The sequence below is a fragment of the Shewanella sp. BF02_Schw genome (genome assembly GCF_014596695.2).
Classification (GTDB): Bacteria; Pseudomonadota; Gammaproteobacteria; order Enterobacterales; family Shewanellaceae; genus Shewanella.
This window is the reverse complement of sequence record NZ_JABKAW020000002.1, coordinates 20,888-43,750: the sequence shown is the minus strand read 5'-3', so window position 1 is coordinate 43,750 and position 22,863 is coordinate 20,888. Positions and strand designations below refer to the sequence as shown.

General features: G+C 37.3%; 17 protein-coding genes and 3 pseudogenes. All 20 read left to right on the top strand.

Annotated features, from left to right (window positions below):
• Positions 1-18 precede the first annotated feature (18 nt).
• The 20 genes and pseudogenes from HNW13_RS08585 to rfbA all read left to right on the top strand — a co-directional run bounded on the left by HNW13_RS08585 (position 19) and on the right by rfbA (position 22,863).
• Positions 19-951 (top strand): glycosyltransferase family A protein, encoded by a 933-nt coding sequence (locus HNW13_RS08585; protein ID WP_192115857.1) that lies wholly within the window; start codon positions 19-21, stop codon positions 949-951.
• Entirely contained in the window at positions 948-2,192 is a 1,245-nt protein-coding gene (locus tag HNW13_RS08580; protein ID WP_192115858.1) for an oligosaccharide flippase family protein, read from the top strand. Before HNW13_RS08585 ends, HNW13_RS08580 begins: the two co-directional genes overlap by 4 nt.
• On the top strand, positions 2,186-3,358 hold the full coding sequence (locus tag HNW13_RS08575) for a glycosyltransferase (RefSeq protein ID WP_192115859.1): 1,173 nt from the start codon (positions 2,186-2,188) through the stop codon (positions 3,356-3,358). The genes HNW13_RS08580 and HNW13_RS08575 overlap by 7 nt, the downstream gene beginning before the upstream one ends.
• Positions 3,359-4,246, top strand: coding sequence for a glycosyltransferase (locus tag HNW13_RS08570; RefSeq protein WP_192115860.1), 888 nt, complete (start codon positions 3,359-3,361; stop codon positions 4,244-4,246).
• Positions 4,246-5,451 (top strand): hypothetical protein, encoded by a 1,206-nt coding sequence (locus tag HNW13_RS08565; RefSeq protein ID WP_192115861.1) that lies wholly within the window; start codon positions 4,246-4,248, stop codon positions 5,449-5,451. The genes HNW13_RS08570 and HNW13_RS08565 overlap by 1 nt, the downstream gene beginning before the upstream one ends.
• A 177-nt stretch (positions 5,452-5,628) precedes the next feature.
• Entirely contained in the window at positions 5,629-7,407 is a 1,779-nt protein-coding gene (locus tag HNW13_RS08560; RefSeq protein ID WP_192115862.1) for an acyltransferase, read from the top strand.
• A 580-nt stretch (positions 7,408-7,987) separates the two neighbouring features.
• A pseudogene (locus tag HNW13_RS08555) lies at positions 7,988-8,905 on the top strand (ISAs1 family transposase); the annotation flags it as partial.
• A 560-nt stretch (positions 8,906-9,465) separates the two neighbouring features.
• The gene (ltrA, locus tag HNW13_RS08550; protein WP_192115081.1) at positions 9,466-10,716 is read left to right on the top strand and encodes a group II intron reverse transcriptase/maturase; all 1,251 of its coding nucleotides are present in this window, start codon (positions 9,466-9,468) and stop codon (positions 10,714-10,716) included.
• 82 nt (positions 10,717-10,798) lie between these two features.
• Positions 10,799-10,984: pseudogene (locus HNW13_RS08545) on the top strand (ISAs1 family transposase); the annotation flags it as partial.
• A gap of 222 nt (positions 10,985-11,206) precedes the next feature.
• Positions 11,207-12,340: an NAD-dependent epimerase/dehydratase family protein gene (locus HNW13_RS08540; protein ID WP_192115863.1), complete on the top strand. Its 1,134-nt coding sequence runs from the start codon at positions 11,207-11,209 to the stop codon at positions 12,338-12,340.
• A 26-nt stretch (positions 12,341-12,366) separates the two neighbouring features.
• Positions 12,367-13,371 (top strand): lipopolysaccharide biosynthesis protein, encoded by a 1,005-nt coding sequence (locus HNW13_RS08535; RefSeq protein WP_192115864.1) that lies wholly within the window; start codon positions 12,367-12,369, stop codon positions 13,369-13,371.
• An 8-nt stretch (positions 13,372-13,379) separates the two neighbouring features.
• Positions 13,380-14,330 carry an NAD-dependent epimerase/dehydratase family protein gene (locus HNW13_RS08530; protein ID WP_192115865.1) on the top strand — a complete coding sequence of 317 codons (951 nt, stop codon included), beginning with the start codon at positions 13,380-13,382 and terminating at the stop codon, positions 14,328-14,330.
• Positions 14,327-14,875, top strand: a complete 549-nt coding sequence (locus HNW13_RS08525) for a sugar transferase (protein ID WP_192115866.1) — start codon at positions 14,327-14,329, stop codon at positions 14,873-14,875. The genes HNW13_RS08530 and HNW13_RS08525 overlap by 4 nt, the downstream gene beginning before the upstream one ends.
• Before the next feature lie 299 nt (positions 14,876-15,174).
• On the top strand, positions 15,175-17,109 hold the full coding sequence (locus tag HNW13_RS08520) for a nucleoside-diphosphate sugar epimerase/dehydratase (RefSeq protein WP_192115867.1): 1,935 nt from the start codon (positions 15,175-15,177) through the stop codon (positions 17,107-17,109).
• A 98-nt stretch (positions 17,110-17,207) separates the two neighbouring features.
• The gene (gene galU, locus HNW13_RS08515; protein WP_192115868.1) at positions 17,208-18,095 is read left to right on the top strand and encodes a UTP--glucose-1-phosphate uridylyltransferase GalU; all 888 of its coding nucleotides are present in this window, start codon (positions 17,208-17,210) and stop codon (positions 18,093-18,095) included.
• 220 nt (positions 18,096-18,315) lie between these two features.
• Positions 18,316-19,665 carry a phosphoglucosamine mutase gene (gene glmM, locus HNW13_RS08510; RefSeq protein WP_192115869.1) on the top strand — a complete coding sequence of 450 codons (1,350 nt, stop codon included), beginning with the start codon at positions 18,316-18,318 and terminating at the stop codon, positions 19,663-19,665.
• A gap of 254 nt (positions 19,666-19,919) precedes the next feature.
• Entirely contained in the window at positions 19,920-20,162 is a 243-nt protein-coding gene (locus HNW13_RS08505) for a type II toxin-antitoxin system RelB/DinJ family antitoxin (protein WP_192115870.1), read from the top strand.
• Positions 20,152-20,436: pseudogene (locus tag HNW13_RS08500) on the top strand (type II toxin-antitoxin system RelE/ParE family toxin). Before HNW13_RS08505 ends, HNW13_RS08500 begins: the two are co-directional and overlap by 11 nt.
• 385 nt (positions 20,437-20,821) lie before the next feature.
• Positions 20,822-21,901 (top strand): dTDP-glucose 4,6-dehydratase, encoded by a 1,080-nt coding sequence (rfbB, locus tag HNW13_RS08495; RefSeq protein WP_192115871.1) that lies wholly within the window; start codon positions 20,822-20,824, stop codon positions 21,899-21,901.
• Positions 21,902-21,984: 83 nt separating this feature from the next.
• Positions 21,985-22,863, top strand: a complete 879-nt coding sequence (gene rfbA / locus HNW13_RS08490; RefSeq protein WP_192115872.1) for a glucose-1-phosphate thymidylyltransferase RfbA — start codon at positions 21,985-21,987, stop codon at positions 22,861-22,863.

Here is a 22,863-nt window from a genome sequence, read left to right as displayed (position 1 = left end):
ATCAGCGAATACTACCGTATGACAAATCCCAGATTCAGTGTGGTCATTCCTCTCTATAACAAGGAAGACCACATTATAACCAGTGTCCAAAGTGTATTGTCTCAGTCCTTTGACGATTTTGAGATATTGGTCGTAGATGATGGCTCCATTGACAACTCTATCGCAAAACTTGGTGACATTACCGATCCAAGACTTATAGTATTTAGTAAGTGTAACGGGGGGGTGTCATCTGCCAGAAACTACGGTATAAAACATGCTAAAGGTCAGTATATCGCTTTTCTGGATGCAGATGATGAGTATGAAGTTAATTTTCTGCAGGAAATAGCTTTATTATTTGAAGGTTTTCCTCAAGCTGATGCCGGTGCTTCAGCGTATTTTAGATGTAGGGGGAACCAAAAAACGTCATCATTTATACCCGCTAATATACCCATATCAGGTAGCATAATTAAAGGTTTTTTTAAGTATTGGGCTCTAGATTCATTTTTTTGCGCATCATCAATCGCTGTAAAGGCAAGCTATTTTTATGAGCATGATAAATGGTTTCCTGAAGGGGAGAATATGGGCGAAGATCAGGAAATCTGGTTTCATATTGCAGAACAAGGCTTATTAGCATATTTGCCTGAATGTCTTTCAAATTATCATATGGGTTTAGAAAACAGCTTAACAGCTACAAATAAGTTGACCAATGAGCTGCCATTTATAGCTCGGCTTAGAAAGCGAATAGTCAATGAACCTGAAGACTCCGCGAAAATGTTATTCCTTCAAAAATATGATATCGAACGTGCAATTAATAACGTGTTGATCGGAAACAAGTCTGAAGCATTTAAATTGTTAAGAGTACATGGATTGTCTTTTGATTTTATTAAATTAAAATTAATGCTAATCATTCTTTTACTGAGCCCGTTTTCTGCTGTTCGTGTTCTGAGACGTTTAAGAAGACAAGCGAAATGAAGCCTGGTAGTAATTTTAGTAACCTTTTATGGGCTTTGTCAGAAAAAGTGTTGACAATATTATTAACACTAATAACGACGGCAGCTGTGGCGCGTTATTTTGGTGTTGAACTCTTTGGTTCATATCAATATGCGATGTCTGTTCTGTTTGTCGCAACATCTTTAACGTGGTTATGTCCCGCAGAGGCGCTTTTTTCTAAAGTTAAGCCCGATGGCACCATTGAAAATAGCATTATCGTCACATCAATTATTTACCGCTTTACGGTTTCCATTTTAGTCTGGCTAGGTGTTTTTGTATATGTAATGCTATACATAGAGTCCTCATCACAGTTGGCTTTCATTCTAATTCTTACGATTACTCTAATTTACTCAGAACCACTTGGTGTATTTAGATTTCTCTTAGAGTGCCAAGGTTATTATCACCTTACTGCAAGGGTGAGACTTTTTTCATTAATAACCAAAGTAACATTAACGTTAATCTTTGTTTATTTTTCACTTCATCCTGTAGTAGTCATTGCGCCTATTGTAATTGAAACAATGTTAGTGTCTGGTTTGTGTTATTACCTCATCAAAAAATATGATAAAAAATTGAACGTGAGCTTTCGTCATTTCGATAAGAAAATTGCAAAAAAATTTTTCTTCGAAGGTGTAAAGCTTTGGTTTGGTCTTGTATGTATGAACTTTTTTTTAAAATTAGACAGGCTTATATTGCAAGACAATGCAAGTGAGAAAGTATTTGGGTTGTACTCGGCCGCATTCAGTGTATTAGAACAATTAACATCGCTATCAACGATGATATTTGCTGTTCTTGGTCCAGTATTAATTTATAGAGCCTCGGCACTTGAACTTGAAAAAAACACACTTAAGCTATCTGGTCTAATGTTCTGTGCAGGAACCATAGGCGCTACAATCATGTATTTTTTATCTGATTATTTCATCGTACTTGTTTATGGCGATGGTTATCTTGAATCCGTTGCTATGTTTAAAATGTTAGTTTTTGTTGTTCCGTTAGTGTTTTTTGATTCTGCATTGAATGCTTTTGTTATAAAAAACAAATCAGCTCTATTTTTCTTCTTTAAATGGCTGTCGGTTCTGTTAACAGCATATATCGTTATGAATACATATCTGGATAGCCAAGGCTGGATTGCTGGAGTTTATGGATATTACGCAGGTTTTATCATGGCAGTACTTATTTCATTGTGTTACTTTTATTTCTACAAGAATAGGGGCGTGTCATGCTAATGATAAATACATTGAAAATGAAAGTTAAGAAAAATAGAACCCTTTTGAACTTTTATGAGTTATGTTTTCAGAAAGATATTATAAATTTATTTAATAGTAAGTTTAATAAAAAGGTTCTTTTTAGTTATAGTACCTATCACTTTAATAAAAAGAATTATTTATCTCATTCAAATTATCAAGAATCAAATGCTATAGCCGCTATTTTTGATGAAATGGAATTCAGAATTGATATTATTAATAACAATCGGTTAACAAAACTAGATGTATCGTCTTATGATATAGTATTTGGCGAAGGCTTGCCTTTATACCAAGCAATAAGTTTACATCATTCACCTAAAACGATTTATTACGGAACGGGATCGCATCCATTTCATTGTTCTGAACAGTCCTACAAACGTTTAATTTCTTTTTATCATAAATATTCGTTTATGGCGCTTTCTTCATTACGAACTAGCGATACTCGATGGGGGTTAGCGGCGTCAATGGCCGATGCTGTAATTTGCATTGGAAATGAAGTTACCAAGAGCACTTTCACTGCCCGTGGTGCAAATCATGTATACACGGTCGACCCAACGTATCATCCACGACCAGATGCAGAAGCTATTGGTCATTCAAAGAATTTTGATGAGTGTCGAAAGTCTATGCTTTGGTTTGGCAGTTATGGCTTATTACATAAAGGGTTAGATTTAGCTGTAGAGGCATTTAAAAATCACCCAGATTGGACCTTACATATTTGTGGCTATACACCAGCTGAAAAAGAGTTTTTGGATGCCATTGAGTTACCATGTAATGCAATTGTTCATGGATTTATCAACGTTTTCGATGATGAATTTAAAACACTCGCCAGTCAATGCGGGTTTGTCCTTTTGCCCTCTTGTTCAGAAGGCACTGCAACAGCTGTCATTACTGCCGTAGGTAACGGTGCTATGATCCCTGTTGTAACAAAAGAGTGTGGTTACGATGTAGGTTCATCTGGTTATATTATCGAACTATCTGCTGACGATATTGAAAGGCAGCTTGATCAACTAGAACAATTGGAAAGCTCACATTTAAAAGAGCTGGCTATAGCAGCACAGACAGACGCTATTCAGAAATACACCATTGAAAATTTCCAAACTCGGATCAAAATGAGTTTAGTTGAAATCATTAATAAAAGGTCCCAGTAAATGAAACCCCTCGTAAGTATTCTAGTTCCGGTGTTCAACCATTCGCAATTTATAGAAGAATGCCTTGATTCAGTATTAAATCTTGATTATTCAAATATTGAATTAGTACTCTGTGATGATGGTTCAAAAGATGATTCTTTTGAAAAAATTAAAAATTGGTTAGATAAACATAAATCTGTTCGTGCTAAAGTATTAACTCAAGAAAATCAGGGTGTATGCAAAACACTCAATAGATTAATCAAGGCATCATCTGGTGAGTATATTTCAATATGCGCTAGTGATGACACTTTAACTCATGATAGCATTCAAAAAAGATGTGATTTTTTGATGAAACATGTCGACAAGCATGCCGTAATTGGCGATGCTTTTGTAATAGATGATAAATCAAATGTTATACATAGTTCAGCCATGAAAGCTTTATATTCTGCAAATTATGATAATCTTAAAAATAATATTAGTCGAGAATTAGTATTAAGATGGTCAGTCGTTGGTCCAACAATCATGATCAGACGGTCCTCATACAATATAATTGGCTTTTATGACGAAAATTTGATAATAGAAGATCGTGAATTTTACTTGCGTTTATTAAAGATTAATGGTCTTGCATTCATACCTACTAATGTCGCCAGTTATCGTGTACATAACGCTAATGCAAGTAGGAAAAGTATTAACTCTAAATTAATAATTTCAGAACAGGTTGCTATATCTAATTTGATCCATAAAAACGAATTTGATTTAATTTGTAACGTTTTTCTCCGTAGTCATATGATAGATATTTATTTCACTAATCTTGGCAGAAATAGTTTTATTTATTACTCTTTATTTATATTTAGAGTAATTAGAAGGCTGGTGTTTAATCTATTTCGATTTTATAAAAGATTTAAGTAATGCTACAATACATTAGCTTCCTATTATCTCTGATTTCATTTTTGATAATTTCTAGTAATATTTTTAGAGATGTTAAAAAAAATAAACAATACGTACTTTTAAATCCATTTTTTTGGGCAGGTATTTATTTGATATTTTACTTTATCCTACCTTCTTTTTTTGTTTTTAAAATTGATTTTTATTTTAACTGGAAGCTTGAAGAAAGCTCAATTCTCTATTCATCTATACTGATATTTATCTTTTCTATTAGTATAGCAGTACCCTATATTTTCTGTACATCTTCATTCCGACTCTCAAATGAGTCTGAAAATCAAGAAGGTGGAATAATAACCTTTGTTATTTGGCTGTTGATAAGTTTTTATTTGATTTATGTATTTTATGTCACAATTAAAAATTATGACTTTATGCACATTTTTAATTATTCTGGGGAGGTCGGTGATACGTTTAAATTGAAAAATCTGGCATATTTGATGATATCAGTCTCAGTATTCATGTTTTGGAAGTTCAAAAGGATTGTAATATTTTTGCCAGCAATTTTTATTGTTTCTTTAGATCTTTTAAATGGTTCAAGAACAATAGCTTTTATTTCTCTTGTTCCTATATTTATTAGTATCTGCATATACAAAAAGTCTTTATTTATCATCCCTGGAATTATTATTTTATCTCTATTGTTGTTTTTAGGTATTATAAGAAGTGATAATGTTGTTAATGGTGTGCCTTGGTATTTAAGTGCTATTGGTGAATTTAGAGAAACCTATATAACACTTCCGCTATTTATTGCTGATAATAATTATGTTGGCTCCGCTAGTATTTTCCATCTATTGGGTGCAATTAGTGTAGGACTATTATATTTTTTTAGAGGAGATATTATTGAACAATATCAATTTGCAGGACATAGTATGTATTTGATGATAGACCGAGGTTATGGTTTAGGATCGAATTTATTAATTGAAAGTGTTTATTATGGGTATTTTTGTTTAATAGTAACAATATTAATTTTCCCATTGTTTTTGTATTTATTTAAACGGTTTATTGAACAGTCTTCATTACCCGTTGCGATCATTAATACTTCTATTATGATTATATTTTTGAGATTGATATTTAGAGAGGGACTTTATCCGAGCATAGGGACTTTGTTACTGGTTTTATTAGTTTACTTTTTTCCTATTTATATCTTAAATAAGTTTAGTTGGAAAAATAAGTAAATATTTAAGTTTTTAGGCTTTATATAAAGAATATCTATTAAAAAATATTTATATTTATTAAAAAACTTCTAAGGTTATACCCTTATCTTTCTCACTACAGCAACACTGATTAATTTGCCATGTGAGATTGATAAATTATTTTAAACAACTTTAATAATTATATCGGCATAAAAAAACATGGATTACAGAAGAGAAATTGATGGACTTCGAGCGCTTGCTGTTGTCCCCGTGATATTATTTCACGCTGGTATTGAGGTATTTAAAGGTGGTTTTGTAGGAGTAGATGTTTTTTTCGTGATTAGTGGCTACTTAATTACTACCATCATTTTGTCGGAACTTGAGCAAAAAAACTTTTCGATTGTAAAATTTTACGAGCGACGAGCTCGACGTATTTTACCTGCGTTATTTATTGTGATGCTTTCGTGTCTAGTAGTCGGTTATTTTACATTAATGCCTGATGAGTTTAAAAACTTAGGTCAATCATTGGTTGCTACGTCTCTATTTTCTAATAATATTTTTCTTGCTATCACAAGTGGTTACTGGGATTTGGCCAGCGAATTTAAACCTTTACTTCATACTTGGAGTTTAGGCGTCGAAGAACAGTATTACGTATTTATTCCATTTATTCTTTTATTTGCCTGGAAATATTGTAAATCTAGGATACCTTTAATTTTAGTCTGTGTTTTCATCGGCAGTTTCATTTTTGCTGTATGGTTTATGGCGGTTTCTCCACAGTGGGCATTTTATATTTTACCCGCACGAGCCTGGGAAATTTCTATTGGTGGCTTGGCATCGCTTTTTTTGCGTTCTAATTATCAAAATTTAGTATCTAATAGAGCATCCAATTTATTGAGCTTTATCGGTTTACTGTTTGTTGTTACTTCTATTTTTGTTATTGATAAAACTATCTCATCTCTGGTTTTCTATCTGTTAATTCCAACTATCGGTGCTACGTTAATTATTGTTTTTACTAGAGTAGGTTCTTTTACTCACTTCTTTTTAGGTCATCGTTCGTTAGTTTTCTTGGGTTTACTTAGCTATAGTTTATACCTTTGGCATCAATCAGTTTTTGCTTTTCTTAGAATTTACTCAGTTGAAAAGCCAAGTATATTTGCTTTCATTGTCTCGATAGTTGCTATTTTTGTACTCTCATATTTATCGTGGAAGTTTATTGAAACACCTTTTAGAAATAGAAAGTTAATAAATCGATACAAAATTTTTTATTTTTCCATCGTAGGTAATATATTTTTTATAGCTTGTGGGTTTTACCTAAACATAAGTTACGGGGTGCCCAGTCGAGTTTTCAACTCAACGATTAGGGTAGAAAATATAGATAAGCGAATTTATAATGAAAAAGTTTTTGCATACAAGTTAGACTCATTTAGTAATGACAGACGTAAAAAACTGCTTATAATTGGTGACTCTTTTGCAAGAGATTTTACTAATATTACTCTTGAAACTTATAATATTCAAAATGTTGATATTATTTATCGTGACGACATAGGTAGATGTATCTTTCCTTATAAAAACTCACTGTCAGAACAACTTTTTTCTAAAGCTAATGTAATCATTTTTTCTACTCGGGATTTTAAAAATGATTGTATAGCCAACGATATTAAATATGCTGAAAATAATAAAAAAATTATTTTTTATGTTGGAACTAAAAACTTCGGATACAATTTAAATTGGCTTATTAGGTTTGACGATATCGAACGACGTAATAGGTACAATATTATTTCTGACAATGTACTTGACATTGAGTATGATATGCGTGATAAAATTCCACCAGAGAATTATATTTCCCTTTTGTCTTATACGCTTGTGTCTAACAAAGTACCAATTACAGATGACTTTGGCCATATAATTAGCTCCGATAGGGAACATCTTACGATGTATGGCGCAATATACTTCGGTCAAAATCTGTTAAATACACCTTACTCGGATATTTTTAAGTAATTCTGAATCCCGTGTACAATTTATATCATTGTGTTTTTATATGTAAATTTATCTATATTTTTTACTTTATATAATACCTACTTTAGAGTTAGGGTAGGACTTGATTTAATTCACTATAAATTATTTATATAGCTTTGTATTATATCTTTAGTCCTACACATATTCGGTGATTTATTTCTAGTTATTTCTAGCTTAAGATTGTCTCGCCTATACTAGACTTTATTTTTAAAAGTATCTAATTTATACTTTCGATATATTCGACTAGTTTATATTGTCTGTTTATCTGGCTATTCATTTTAAACTTTGACTTTGACTTTGATGGATTAGTTAACATATTAATATCCATTTTATAGTGAAACTTGGATTTTTCCTATGCCAAAATTTCTTCTAGTCTAAAAATGGCAGGTTTTATAGTAAAATTATTTTGTCCTATAGTTAATGTGATTAATTTACTTTAATTATTCTGTTAAGTATTCAATAGGTCAGGGCGAGATTGTGAATGTTTTTTGAATAATTTGACTCACTATTTGACGTTAACATCTCGCTATGATCTTATACTCCCTTTTTTCGGGAGCACACCATGCATATTGACCACTTCAAAGAGCATTTCCAAACAATAACAGACCAGCGCCAGGGGGCTAAAGTGACCTATTGCCTCTTTGAGGTGCTGTTTGGTTCGCTATGTGCCGTTATCGCAGGCGCTAAAGGCTGGTTTGACATTCGCGAATACATTCTTGGGCATCATGATTGGTTTCAAAACAACAACCTCTTCATGAACGGCATTCCCGCTGATGACACGATTGCTCGTATTATATCAACCATTGAACCTGAGCAGTTTCACCAATGTTTTATCAATTGGATGTCTTCGATACACACCCTTACTGAAGGCCAAGTCATTGCTATCGATGGAAAAACGCTTCGAGGGTCATACAATCGTGAAGATAGAGCCAGTACCATACACATGATTAGTGCTTATGCTTCATCAAACAAATTAGTGCTTGGTCAGCTTAAAACAGAACAAAAAAGTAATGAGATAACAGCTATTCCTGAGTTGATAAAAATGCTCGATATCAAAGGGGCGTTAGTGACTATCGATGCGATGGCTTGTCAAACAAAGATAGCAAAAACCATTGTGGACCAAGGTGGTGATTATCTGCTTGCCGTTAAAAGTAATCAGGGAAAGCTGCGCGAAGCAATAGTAAAGGCCTTCGCATTTCAGCGAGCTAACAATACGGACAAATCCGTAATTGAACACGGTCACGGACGTACTGAGTGTCGACAGTGCTATGTTATTGATAGTAAAAACTTACTCGGTGACTTTTCAAAGTGGAAAGGGCTAAAAAATATCGTTATGGTTGAAAGTTGTCGCCTTGAGAAAGGAAAACCAATCGAACTTGAGTATCGTTATTACATTAGTTCTAAGGAGTTAAGTGCTGAGCAAGCAGCGATAGCTGTCCGAGAACATTGGGGCATAGAATCGATGCACTGGGTGCTTGATGGTGTGCCACAGGCACATAGGTTTGCAGCATAAGGATATGTTAAAAGCTTATGGCTAAGCTTGAGAAGAGATGATGGTTTGGCCCATCGAAGTCTGCTGTCGGAAGCTGGCTTCAAACCGCTTCAAGCTGCGAATATTAAGAGTGTTCGTGGTGAGCGTTGAAGAAACGAGCATATTTAAATGCTCAGGTGAGAAATGAGAAGACGAGTTATCGAACCCATGATGACGCATCGTAAACCAAAGACTCGACATCAAAAGCCAGTAGCGTCTAAGACTGGTGATAAATTTACAGGTTGCTCCGAAGGCTGTGTAAGTGGTGTCCGGTGTAAAGTGGGCGTGATCTCATTTTCAGGCTCTTTTCAGGAACTGTGGGAACCAGTCGTCAGAATGTTAAGGGAGAAATACAAATCACTAAAATGGTAAGTATGAGAGTACCAATGTCTGGCACTGGGGCGGAACGACCTGTAGTAGTGAAGAAGCATTTGTAATGAATGTGGAGCGAAGGGGTCGTGTTAAACAGTATTCATTTTATATCCAACTGTTAAGCAGGAGGAGATATCTTGACGAATGCACATCGATTCAATATTGATAAATGGCAAGTTGTTAAAGCCTATCAATTAGTAAAAGCGAATAAAGGAGCCGCAGGCATTGATAAGCAATCAATGGCTGATTTTGAAAAAGACTTAAAAAACAACCTTTATAAAATCTGGAATAGGATGTCTTCTGGTTGCTATTTTCCACCCGCAGTTAAAGCTGTGGCGATACCAAAGAAATCAGGTGGTGAGCGGATACTCGGTATCCCTACGATCCAAGACCGTATCGCCCAAATGGTAGCGAGACTTTCATTTGAGCCTTTGGTTGAACCTGAGTTTCTTAATGACTCATATGGTTATAGACCAAAGAAATCAGCGATAGATGCAGTGCGGGTGACAAGAAAACGCTGCTGGTATCAAGACTGGGTTCTGGAATTTGATATAAAAGGGCTGTTTGACAACATTTCACACGATTTGCTAATGAAAGCAGTACGCAAACATACGGGTTGCAAATGGTTGCTGCTGTATATTGAGCGATGGCTACAAGCGCCTATGATAAAAGCGGATGGTGAAATAATTGAGCGAGCGCAAGGGACGCCACAAGGTGGTGTCATTAGTCCAGTGTTAGCCAACTTATTTCTCCACTATGTTTTTGATAAATGGATGCAAAAGAATCATGCCAATGTTAAATGGTGTCGATACGCAGATGATGGGCTTGTTCACTGTGATAGTGAGAAGGAAGCTCAACAAATGTTAGTAGAGCTTAAAGAGAGGTTTGAAGCCTGTGGGCTTGAGCTTCACCCAACGAAAACCAAAATTGCGTATTGCAAAGATGGTTCAAGAAAAGGTAAGCACGAGAACATCAGTTTTGACTTTTTAGGGTACACTTTCAGACCACGTCTTTGTCGGAATAGACAAACACAGGGTATCTTTATCAGTTTTACGCCCGCAGCGAGCAGAAATGCTCAAAAAGGGATGATGAAGAAAATTAGAATGCTAGGTATCCGTAAGCGAACAGATTTAAGTCTTGAGCAAATAGCCCGGTGGATCAACCCAATCATCAATGGTTGGATAAACTACTATGGCAGCTTCTGTCGTTCTGAGTTGTACAGGGTCTTCCGCGAGGTAAACAAAGCGTTAATCTGGTGGGCGAGGCACAAGTACAAGAAACTTCAACGACGCAAAACGAGAGCCGGTAAGTTTATGGAAAACCTTGCCTGCACTCATCGTTACTTGTTTGCCCATTGGCGAGCAGGAATGAGAGGGTCGATGGTTTAATGGGAGCGGTATGAGTCGAGAGGCTCACGTACCGTTCTGCGAGGGGCTGCTGGGGAAGTTCCAGCGGTCTACTCTCCTCTGTATGAGTGAGGATGCATGTCAAATATACAACGCACACGGGACGGAAAATCTATCATGTCTGCGTCATATGAGCTTGAATATTTTACGAGCAGAGCCGACGAAGATAAGCATTGTTGGAAAGCAAAAGCGATGCATGATGAATCCATCGATGCTTGAAGCAGTATTAAAGGTAGGATTTAGTGGTTAGGTTAAAAATTAAATACTCATGCGGTAGCCCTGTTCAATAGGTAGATGATATTGTTCTTGAAAATTTAAGTTAACAGCCACAAATATAAAATTGAAGTTGAAAAGTTAATTGCAGTTTTTTATGTTAATAATTCCATGGTTTTATGGTTTTATGGTTTTATGGTTATTTTTGTTTTAGTTTATTTTAAAGTTACACTTTAAAAATTTATAATTAGGTAATATTATGAGAAATGTGTTGATTACTGGCGGTGCGGGTTTTATTGGTTCTAATTTAGCGCTTAAGTTAGTAGAGAGTGGATCTAATGTCACTGTTTTAGATAACTTGTCACCTCAAATACACGGCGACAATCCAGAGTTATCTCCTCTATACCGGTCAATCTTAGGTAAAGTTAAATTTATTAAAGGTACTGTTGAATCTCGTCAAGACTGGAATGATGCATTGGTGGGAATAGATACCGTTGTGCATCTTGCTGCTGAGACAGGTACCGGTCAATCAATGTATCAGATTAAGAAATATTCCGATGTTAACATCGGTGGCAGTGCAATTCTGTTAGATTTGATGGCTAATGAACCACATAATATTTCTAAAATGGTGATAGCTTCATCTCGCTCTATTTACGGTGAGGGAAAATATTTATGTAAGCAACATGGTATTGTTTATCCTAATGCTCGTAGTGCTGAAGATATGAAGTTAGCAGATTTTAATGTTAAATGTCCGGTTTGCTCTGTGAGTGTAGAGTTACTCGCAACTGACGAAGAAAGTAAAATTCATCCGTCTTCTATTTATGGCGTAACAAAACAAGTTCAAGAACAGATGTTTATGATTACAGGGCAAAGCCTAGGTATTCCAACCGTTTCATTAAGATTTCAAAATGTTTATGGCGCCGGTCAATCATTATCTAACCCATATACAGGGATTTTATCTATTTTTTCAACCCGTATTAAAAATGGTAATGATATCAATATTTTTGAAGATGGTTTAGAAAGTCGTGACTTTATCTACATTGATGATGTTGTTGAGTCTATTATGCTTTCTATTTTTAAAGATGAAGCAAATTATCAAATATTTAATGTTGGTTCAGGTGTTTGTACCGATGTATTAACAGTTGCAGAAACTTTGAAGAATGTTTATCAATCTAACTCTTCGGTATCAATTAGTGGTAATTACCGTGTTGGTGATATTCGTCATAATTTTGCAGATCTAACATTAATTAGATCAAAAGTCGGTTTCGAGCCTAAAATTGATTTTTTAAATGGAATAAAAAAGTTTACAACTTGGGTCAATAAGCAAGAAATACAAAAGGATTTATATGAAGCTTCTATTCAAGAAATGAAGTCCAAAGGTTTGTATAAATAATTTCAATTCGATAAGTTTGAATAATTATGTTAAAAAATAAAAGAATACTTTTTATTGCACCATCTTTTTTTGGTTACGAACAAGATATTATTGATGAATTAACAGCGTTAGGCGCTGAAGTTGACTATTTTGATGAGCGTCCGTTTACATCATCAATAGCTAAAATATCCAATCGAATTAATTTTAAGTTTTTTATTAATAATGAAATTTACAAATATTTCAATAATATTATTAATGAAAGTTTAAAAAACAAATATGATTACTTATTTGTTATTGCTCCGGAGACAATGGATAAAGAGTTTGTTAACAAAATAATCGCTACAAATAAAAATATGGTTTCTATATTATACATGTGGGATTCTTTTCGCAACAAATCAAATGCTAGACGAGTTGTTCACTGTTTTGATAAGGTTTTTTCTTTTGATCCAACTGATCGTGAGGTTGTTGATAATGTAAGGTTTTTACCGCTTTTTTATAACAATGATTTTAGGCATGAAATCGATGATACTAAGTTAGACGCTCATTATGCAGCCTCTTTTATTGGCACAGTTCATAGTGACCGAGTTAAACTGGCTAAGAATGTTCTAAAATTATATAAAGACAAAGGGTTGAATACATATAGTTTTTTTTATTGTCCTAGTAAGTTGCTTTTTATATTAAAAAAATTGTTCACAAGTGAGTTTAATTTTATATCGTATAGTGATGTGTCATTTAGGCCAATGTCTAAAATTCAAATAAAAAATATTTTACTACAATCAAGTTCAGTTATAGATATTCATCACCCCAAGCAAACTGGATTAACTATGCGGACTATTGAAATGTTAGGGTTAAATAAGAAGTTAATTACTACCAATTCAGACGTTAAAAGTTATGACTTTTTCAACAGTAATAATATCTTTGTTATTAATAGGGATAATGTAGTTATCTCTGATGAATTTTTTACATCTTCATATATAGAAACTGTTCCGCGCAGTGATAACAAATATTCTATACGTAATTGGATACTACACTTATTTAACGATAATTTGTGAGGCTGGTATTGTCTAAATTAATTTCTACAAGTTTTGATCCTAAATCGGTTTTGCTTACTGGCTCTAGCGGGTTTATTGGTTCTGCTGTAAACCAACTACTTGAATATAAATGTGTAATTTCTGTACGAAAGCTAGATTCGAATTGCATTAATTTATCTAAGCAACTCATTAAAGACACTTCAGATCTAAATATGTCGAATGATGTGTTTAGCAATATCAAATATGTTATTCATTTAGCTGGTCTTGCTCATTCTAATTTATCTTTATCAAGTGATTATAAGTCCGTAAATGTCGATTTGGCGCTCAATTTAGCAAGGAATGCCGCTAGTGCTGGTGTTAAGCGTTTTGTGTTTGTTAGCTCAATTGGTGTAAACGGTACAAGTACTCAAAAAAATGCATTTTGTGGACATGATACTGCGAATCCCCATAATGCTTATGCTCAATCTAAATACGATGCCGAAGTAGGCTTAAAGACAATTGCTGATGAAACCGGGTTAGAAGTCGTCATTGTTAGACCTACACTAGTTTATGGGCCTAGTGCCCCGGGAAACTTTGGTTTATTGACTAAGTTAGTTCGAAAACTGCCTCTTTTACCCTTTGGCCGAGTCAATAATATGCGCGACTTTATTGCGGTTCAAAATCTAGCTGATTTGTTGGTCACTTGTGCAAATCATCCTGATGCAGCTGGTCATACTTTTTTAGCTTCCGATGGTGAAACCGTTTCTATTAAAGAGTTTACTAATGCGATAGCTAAAGGCCTAAATAAAAAGTTAATTCAACTACCTGTTCCTGTTAGTCTTATGAAATTTGTCGCTGGATTAGTTAGGAAGTCGGCAATGGCGGAACAGTTATTAGGTAACTTACAGGTTGATTCCTCTAATGCTCAAGATGTCTTAGGGTGGATCCCTCCTTATACAATGGAGCAAGCAATGGCTTCACTTTCAGAGAATAAAAAATGATTCGTATTATAGATTTTTTAGCAGCCTTCTTTGGTTTGCTTTTACTTTGGCCTGTTTTATTTATCGTTACCGTTATTGGCATGTTTGATACTGGCTCACCAATTTTTGTTCAAACTCGTGTTGGTAAGAATAAAAAAGCCTTTAAATTGATCAAATTCCGCACTATGTCTGTCGAAACAAAATCAGTTGCCAGTCATTTAGCTAGTAATGCTTCAATTACAAAGCTAGGTAACTTTTTACGAAAAACCAAAATTGATGAATTACCTCAATTAATCAATGTTGTTAAAGGTGAAATGAGTTTAGTTGGTCCTCGTCCTAACTTGTTTAACCAAGAAGAGTTGATTAAAGAGCGTGATGCGTTGGGTGTTTACGATGTTCTGCCAGGTGTAACAGGTTTGGCCCAAGTACAAAATATTGATATGTCTACGCCAGCCTTATTAGCAAAAACTGACAGGAAGATGATTGATACACTTAATATCAAAAACTATTTTAAGTACATTTTGATGACAGTCACGGGTAGTGGTTCTGGCGATGCTGTAAAATAGCGCTATCTATTGGTGAACAGTTGCTAAGTGATTAACTTGATTAGGGTTGTTTGAATTCACTGTGTCTCAATGTCAGCGAAACAGTGAAAAAGCTGTCTCTACTACTATGTTGATGATGTATCGCAAGGTGAGTGAGCATTGACTTGTTATGATGGTTTTTGTCGGCTGAGTATTAGCATCGTACTTTATGGTTCATCGATAAAAGCAACTTGTGCTAAACTGGCCCACCTCAGATTACCCGACGTCTAGCCGTGTTGTAAGATGTAAATATGATGAATTTTATTGATTTGGAGCGAAAAATGGAGTTTTTGCAATTTTTGTTTGGTTTAAAACGTGCTCATAAGCGCTTAGTGAGTCTCACTGTTGATGCCGTATTTCTTTGTGTAGCATTTTGGACCGCATTGCTGGTGCGCATCGACGATTTTGTCGTGTTAGCGAATACTCACTATTGGCTGCTTCTGTTTATTGTCGTGCCAGTAAGCTTAACTGCATTTGCTAAGTTAGGCTTATACCGTGCGGTATTGCGTTATATGGGATCACAGGCATTAACGGCAATTGGCGTCGGGGTGATCTTCTCGACGGTGTCATTAGTGTTGTTCTCTTTTTATCTTGACGCGCAATTGCCCCGGACGGTACCCATTATCTATGCCGCGTTTTCACTGGTGTTTATCGGTGGTTCAAGGGCGATAGTTCGATCAATGGTTGGCTCTGGGATGAAACGTATTGGTGAGCCGGTGATCATTTATGGTGCAGGTGTGAGTGGTCGTCAGTTATTGACCTCACTAGTGCAGAGTCACGAGTATCATCCCTTTGCGTTTGTCGATGATGACATTTCATTACATGGAACGGTTATTCAAGGGGTTCATGTTCATTCTCCATCTATTATTCGTAAGTTGATCAAGCAAAAATCAGTCAAAAAAGTGTTACTTGCAATGCCAAGTGCCACTCGAGCTAAACGTCAGGCGATATTGACTCGTCTTGAACCATTAGCCGTTCAGGTGCTCACTATTCCTGCAATGTCAGATCTCGTCAATGGCACTAAGCTTTACAGTGATATCAAGGAAGTTGAAATTGATGACTTACTGGGTCGTGATGCAGTAAACCCTCGCGAAGATCTGTTGTCTGCCAACATTAAAGATAAAGTGGTCATGGTCACTGGTGCCGGTGGATCGATTGGATCTGAGTTGTGTCGGCAGATTTTAAAGCAAGCACCTAAAAAACTGGTTTTGTTCGAGTTATCTGAATTTGCCTTGTATGCTATTGAGCGTGAGTTAAATGCAATAGCAAAAGAACTCGGTTTGAACGTCAGAATATTGCCTATGATGGGCTCTGTTCAGCGGGAGAATCGAGTACAAGCCATTATGGAGTCGTTTGGAGTACAGACGGTTTACCATGCCGCGGCATATAAACATGTGCCCTTGGTTGAGCATAACGTCGTTGAAGGTGTGCGTAACAATGTATTTGGCACCCTTTATACGGCTAGAGCAGCGATTGCAGCCAAGGTAGAAACGTTTGTGTTGGTGTCTACCGATAAAGCCGTGCGCCCAACCAACGTGATGGGCACCACCAAGCGTATGGCTGAGCTCGTTTTACAAGCATTGTCACGTGAGCAAAATAAAACCCGTTTTTGCATGGTGCGCTTTGGAAATGTGCTTGGCTCATCGGGCTCGGTTGTGCCGTTGTTTAGAACCCAAATTGCTAATGGCGGCCCGGTAACCGTTACTCACCCCGAAATTACTCGATTTTTTATGACAATACCAGAAGCATCCCAGTTAGTTATTCAAGCTGGCGCTATGGGCAAGGGCGGTGATGTCTTTGTATTGGACATGGGAAAGTCGGTTAAAATTGTCGATTTAGCTAAAAAAATGATCCGGTTAAGTGGTTATGAAGTTCGCAGTGATAAAAATCCTGAGGGTGACATTGCGATTGAATTTAGCGGATTACGTCCAGGTGAGAAATTATATGAAGAATTACTTATTGGTGATGATGTTACGGGTACTGAACATGAACGCATCATGACAGCCAATGAGCTGTATTTAACCTGGGCTGAGTATTCTGTCATTTTAGACCGCTTAGATATGGCTTGTCATAATTTTAATCATGAACTTATACGTGATATTTTACTCAAAACGCCTACTGGTTTTGCGCCAACTGATGGTATTTGTGACTTGGTATATCAGCAAAAAGCTAAAAATTCTGATGCGGCCAAAAAAGTGATTAATCTCGTATCTTAACTTTCCGATTAACAGATTTTTTTTCTATTTACGTATGTCATTAATCTATAGTTAGACTGAACTAACATGAGATCAGACTCTTTTTAGAAGGATTTTAGATGAAAGTTGTAATTCCTGTAGCGGGTTTAGGTACCCGTATGCTGCCAGCGACCAAAGCCATTCCTAAAGAGATGTTGCCTTTAGTTGATAAGCCGCTTATTCAATACATTGTGAATGAGTGTGTAGCTGCGGGTGTGAAAGAAATTGTATTAGTGACTCACGCCAGTAAAAACGCCATTGAAAACCACTTTGATAAATCTTATGAGCTTGAATCTACGTTAGAGAAGCGCGTAAAACGTCAGCTACTTGAAGAAGTACAAGCGATTTGTCCTAAAGACGTGACCATTATGCATGTGCGTCAAGGTGAAGCGAAAGGCTTAGGGCATGCGGTGTTATGTGCTTACCCGTGTATTGGTAATAACCCATTTGCGGTCGTGCTACCTGATGTTGTTCTGGATGAATATACCGCTAACCAAAAAACTGAAAACCTAGCCGCGATGATAGCGCGTTACAGAGCAACATTTGCTAGCCAAATTATGGTGGCTCCAGTACCTGAATGTGACGTCAATAAATACGGCATAGCCGATTGTAATGGTGTAGAGATAACACCGGGTGATTCAGCTAAAATCAAAAGAATGGTTGAAAAACCTGATGTTGGTCAAGCGCCGTCTAATCTTGCGGTTGTGGGTCGTTATGTATTATCAGAAAAAATCTGGCGATTGCTGGCTAAAACACCTGCGGGTGCAGGTGATGAAATTCAGTTAACTGACGCGATTGATATGCTGATTGAGCAAGATACCGTTGAAGCGTTTAACATGACGGGTAAGTCCCATGATTGCGGCGATAAACTGGGTTATATGAATGCTTTTGTTGAGTATGGTTTACGCGATGCTAAGTTGGGTGCAGATTTCAAAAAAAGTGTTGAAAAGATTCTGCTTGAACAGTAACACTTAATTATCATGTACTTTTTAAACCAACTCTTGTGTAGTTGGTTTTTTACTTTTTGGTGTTAAAGGGCCAGGACGTGACTTCGTCACTGCTAGGACGCTTCGCTTCTAGGGCGCTTCGCTCCTAGAACCTAGAACCTAGAACCTAGAAGGATGTAGTCCGCTCTCTGACGAGCCTGCGAGTCCGCCCTAGACACTTTTTTATTTTTGGAGTTTTTTAATGTCTCGTAAGTATTTTGGCACCGATGGTGTTCGTGGAAAAGTGGGGACGTTTCCTATTACGCCTGATTTTGCAATGAAGTTAGGTTGGGCGGCGGGTAAGGTTTTAGCCTCAACCGGTACACAAGAAGTGTTGATTGGTAAAGATACCCGCAGCAGCGGTTATATGCTTGAATCGGCCATTGAAGCTGGTTTGTCTGCTGCTGGCGTGAACGTAGCGTTAATTGGCCCTATGCCTACGCCAGCGGTGGCGTATTTAGCGTCTACTTTTAGAGCTGATGCCGGGGTGGTGATCAGTGCATCCCATAATCCTTTTTATGATAATGGGATTAAGTTTTTCTCAAATTCTGGCACTAAGCTTAATGACGAACAAGAGCTTGAAATTGAAGCGTTACTCGACCAAGCGTTAAATCATAATGCGATGGAATGTGTTTCATCTGAATTGTTAGGTAAAGTCCGCCGCATTACTGATGCCGCGGGTCGTTACATTGAATTTTGTAAAGGTGTGTTTGCTAAAGACTTAACTTTAGCGGGTCTTAAAATTGTGGTCGATAGTGCTAACGGTGCTGCTTACCATATTGCGCCGAATGTATATCGTGAGTTGGGTGCTGAGGTCATTAGCATTAATGATAAGCCTAATGGCACTAACATTAATGATCATTGCGGTGCGACCCATTTAGACAGTTTACAAACAGCAGTGATGGTACATGAAGCAGATTTGGGCATTGCGATGGACGGTGATGCAGACCGAGTGATGTTTGTTGACCATAATGGCCACGTAGTGGACGGCGATCAAATTTTATATATTTTGGCAAAATCTGCCAAGCAGCAAGGCACCATGATCGGCGGGGTGGTCGGCACGTTAATGTCTAACCTTGGCCTTGAGATCGCGTTAAAAGAAATGGATATCCCGTTTAAACGCGCCAAAGTGGGCGACCGTTATGTGGTTGAACAATTAAACGCTACCGGATGGCGCATTGGCGGTGAAGGTTCAGGTCACATTTTACACCTTGATCACGCCTCTACCGGTGATGCTGTTGTGGCGTCATTATTAGTGCTGCAAGCGGTATTACAATCTGGCGAGTCATTAGCTGAGATAGTATCGGGTATGAAAAAGTTACCGCAAGTACTGCTTAATGTGCGTTTAATCGCTAATAATGCCGATGAAATTATTGCTTCAGTCGCCGTAAAACAAGCAGTGATTGAAGCCGAAGCGGTACTTGCTGATAACGGCCGTGTGTTATTACGTAAATCGGGCACTGAACCGCTTATTCGTGTGATGGTTGAATCAACCGATCCTGAAATGTCACTAGCACAAGCAGAGCATATCGCTAATGCAGTTCGCGCCTAACGTTTAGGTAATGACCTGAAGACTAGCTTGTTCGCCACGGTCTAAACGTGGCGAACCTAAATTTATCTAACTGCTATGTTGAGGTTTATTAAAGCAGCAAATTTCATACTTACTCGATACCGTTGAGCATTCATAATATAGTTTGATATTATTGGCGCTTCGCTCTAGGGTCGCTATCTGACAACATTTGGCGCTTGCTATTTGTACTGCAAAATCATACGGTGTAATTACATTTGTAAATACGGAGTCAGATTATGGGAACCATTAATATTCGTGTCGATGATGAGCTAAAAACACGCTCTTATGCGGCCTTGGAAAAACTTGGTGTGACGCCATCAGAGTTGCTACGCCAAACATTAGAATATGTAGCGCAAAGAGGGGTACTGCCATTTAAGCCTGTACTGTTAACCGATGAGGACCAAGCCCTTATAGAGTTAGCAAAGGCTCGCTTGGCCGATCCACAACCTGGCGTGAAGGTTACTTTGGATGACCTATGAATTAGAGTATGATCCCCGAGCTTTGAAGGAATGGCACAAGTTGGGTGGTACCGTTCGCCAGCAGTTTAAAAAGAAGTTGGCTGAGGTGCAGGTTCACCCTCGTGTCGAAGCTAATCGGTTACGGGAATTACCAGACTGTTACAAAATCAAGTTGCGTAGCGCGGGTTATTGATTGATTTACCAAGTGCAAGATGAGCTGATCACCGTTTTTGTTGTAGCCGTTGGAAAAAGAGAAGGCGCTGAAGTTTACAAAGATGCTGATAAACGTTTGTGATTTAAGGATAGGGCTATATATCCATGTTCATTTGTAACATTTATGGTAAATATTTTAATTTGTAACTAATCAGAAGGTGCATTGAAACATTTTTATCCAAATGTGAGCCTGAACCTAGAAATAACAAACTTTATTATCAAAAAATGACGTTCGTCCTCAAATAAATTATCAAACTATAGCGTTGTTATCGCTCATGATAACCTTAATCTTTTAGCAAACTATTATATAAACGCACAACAGTGCAGATAAAACGTCCTAAAAATAGATCACTATTACTCTAAATGCTTTCATAAGACAGAAAGCAATAATTGCCGTTATTCATGATTAAGTCTCTGTAGAATCTACTTTTAGACAATTTCAGATATTTGGAAGCGCCAGTATAAAAATGAAAATTTTAGTCACCGGTGGCGCTGGTTTTATCGGCTCTGCAGTAGTGCGCCATATCATCAATAGCACTCAAGATAGCGTCATTAATGTGGATAAACTGACCTATGCAGGTAATCTTGAATCGTTAGCGAGTATAGCGTCAAGTGATCGATATGTTTTCGAGCAAGTCGATATTTGCGACCGTGCGGAATTAGACCGAGTGTTTAAACAGCATCAGCCAAATGCCGTAATGCACCTCGCAGCAGAATCTCATGTTGATCGCTCCATCACTGGTTCATCAGACTTTATCCAAACCAATATCGTTGGCACTTATATGCTGCTTGAGGCGACGAGAGAGTATTGGAATACCTTGTCATCTGACGCTAAGCAAGCATTTCGCTTTCATCATATATCTACCGATGAAGTGTTCGGTGATTTGCCTCACCCAGATGAGTTGCAAGGCCATAGCCCAAATGAAGCGTTAGCATTATTTACTGAAAACACTGCTTATGCGCCAAGTAGCCCTTATTCTGCATCAAAAGCATCAAGTGACCACCTAGTGAGAGCATGGTTACGCACCTACGGCTTACCTACTGTGGTGACTAATTGCTCTAACAACTACGGCCCTTATCACTTTCCTGAAAAATTGATCCCATTGGTGATCCTTAATGCGCTAGAAGGCAAGCCGCTTCCTATCTACGGTAAAGGTGATCAAATTCGTGATTGGCTTTACGTTGAGGATCATGCGCGCGCACTTTATAAAGTGGTCACCAGTGGCAAAGTCGGTGAGACCTATAATATTGGTGGGCATAACGAAAAGCAGAATTTAGAAGTGGTACAGACTATTTGCACTATCTTAGATGCTCTAGTGCCTAAAGACACGCCTTACGCTGAGCAAATCACTTATGTGACAGACCGCCCCGGCCATGATCGACGCTATGCCGTTGATGCGAGTAAAATCAGTAATGAATTAAACTGGCAACCACAAGAAACTTTTGAAACGGGTTTACGTAAAACCATCGAGTGGTATTTAACGAATCAAGATTGGTGTCAACATGTCCAAGATGGAACTTACAAAGGTGAGCCGTTAGGCATTTAATCTCATTACTGCAATTATTGATCTGTTGTCCTAGATTTATGATCCAAAACCTAGGGCCTTTTCATCTAGGAACTTATTTACACATGAAAGGCATTATTTTAGCGGGCGGCTCAGGGACTCGTTTATACCCACTCACGAGAGGGGTATCCAAACAGTTATTGTCCGTATATGACAAGCCAATGATCTATTATCCACTGTCAACATTAATGCTGGCTGGGATCCGTGAAGTGTTAATTATTACCACCCCAGAAGACAGCGAAAGTTTTAAACGTTTACTCGGTGATGGTTCTGATTTCGGCATTCGGTTGAGTTATGCATTACAAGTATCACCAGACGGTTTAGCGCAGGCATTTTTAATTGGCGAAGAATTCATTGGACATGACAGTGTTTGCTTGGTGTTAGGTGATAACATCTTTTATGGGCAATCCTTCAGTAAAACATTGCAGAATGCCGCTAGCAAGGACGGTGGCGCCACAATATTTGCCTATCAAGTTAAAGACCCTGAAAGATTTGGTGTGGTCGAGCTTGACGTCAATATGAATGTTATATCGATAGAGGAAAAGCCCGCTAAACCTAAATCAAATTATGTTGTGACGGGTTTATATTTCTACGACAACAGCGTTGTTGAAATGGCAAAACAAGTTAAGCCATCACATCGCGGCGAGTTAGAAATAACCACGTTAAATGAAATGTATTTAACCAAGGGTAACTTGAAGGTAGAGTTGCTTGGTCGTGGTTTTGCATGGTTAGACACAGGCACATATGATAGCTTGCACGAAGCGTCTTCTTTTGTGCGTACTATAGAGAATGTGCAAGGGCTTAAAGTGGCCTGTTTAGAAGAAATAGCCTGGCGCAACGGTTGGTTAAGTACGGATGATCTTGCTAAATTGGCTGCACCGATGATAAGCAGCAACTATGGTCAATATTTAGCGAATTTAGCTGGTTCGGTTAACGAGGCTTGA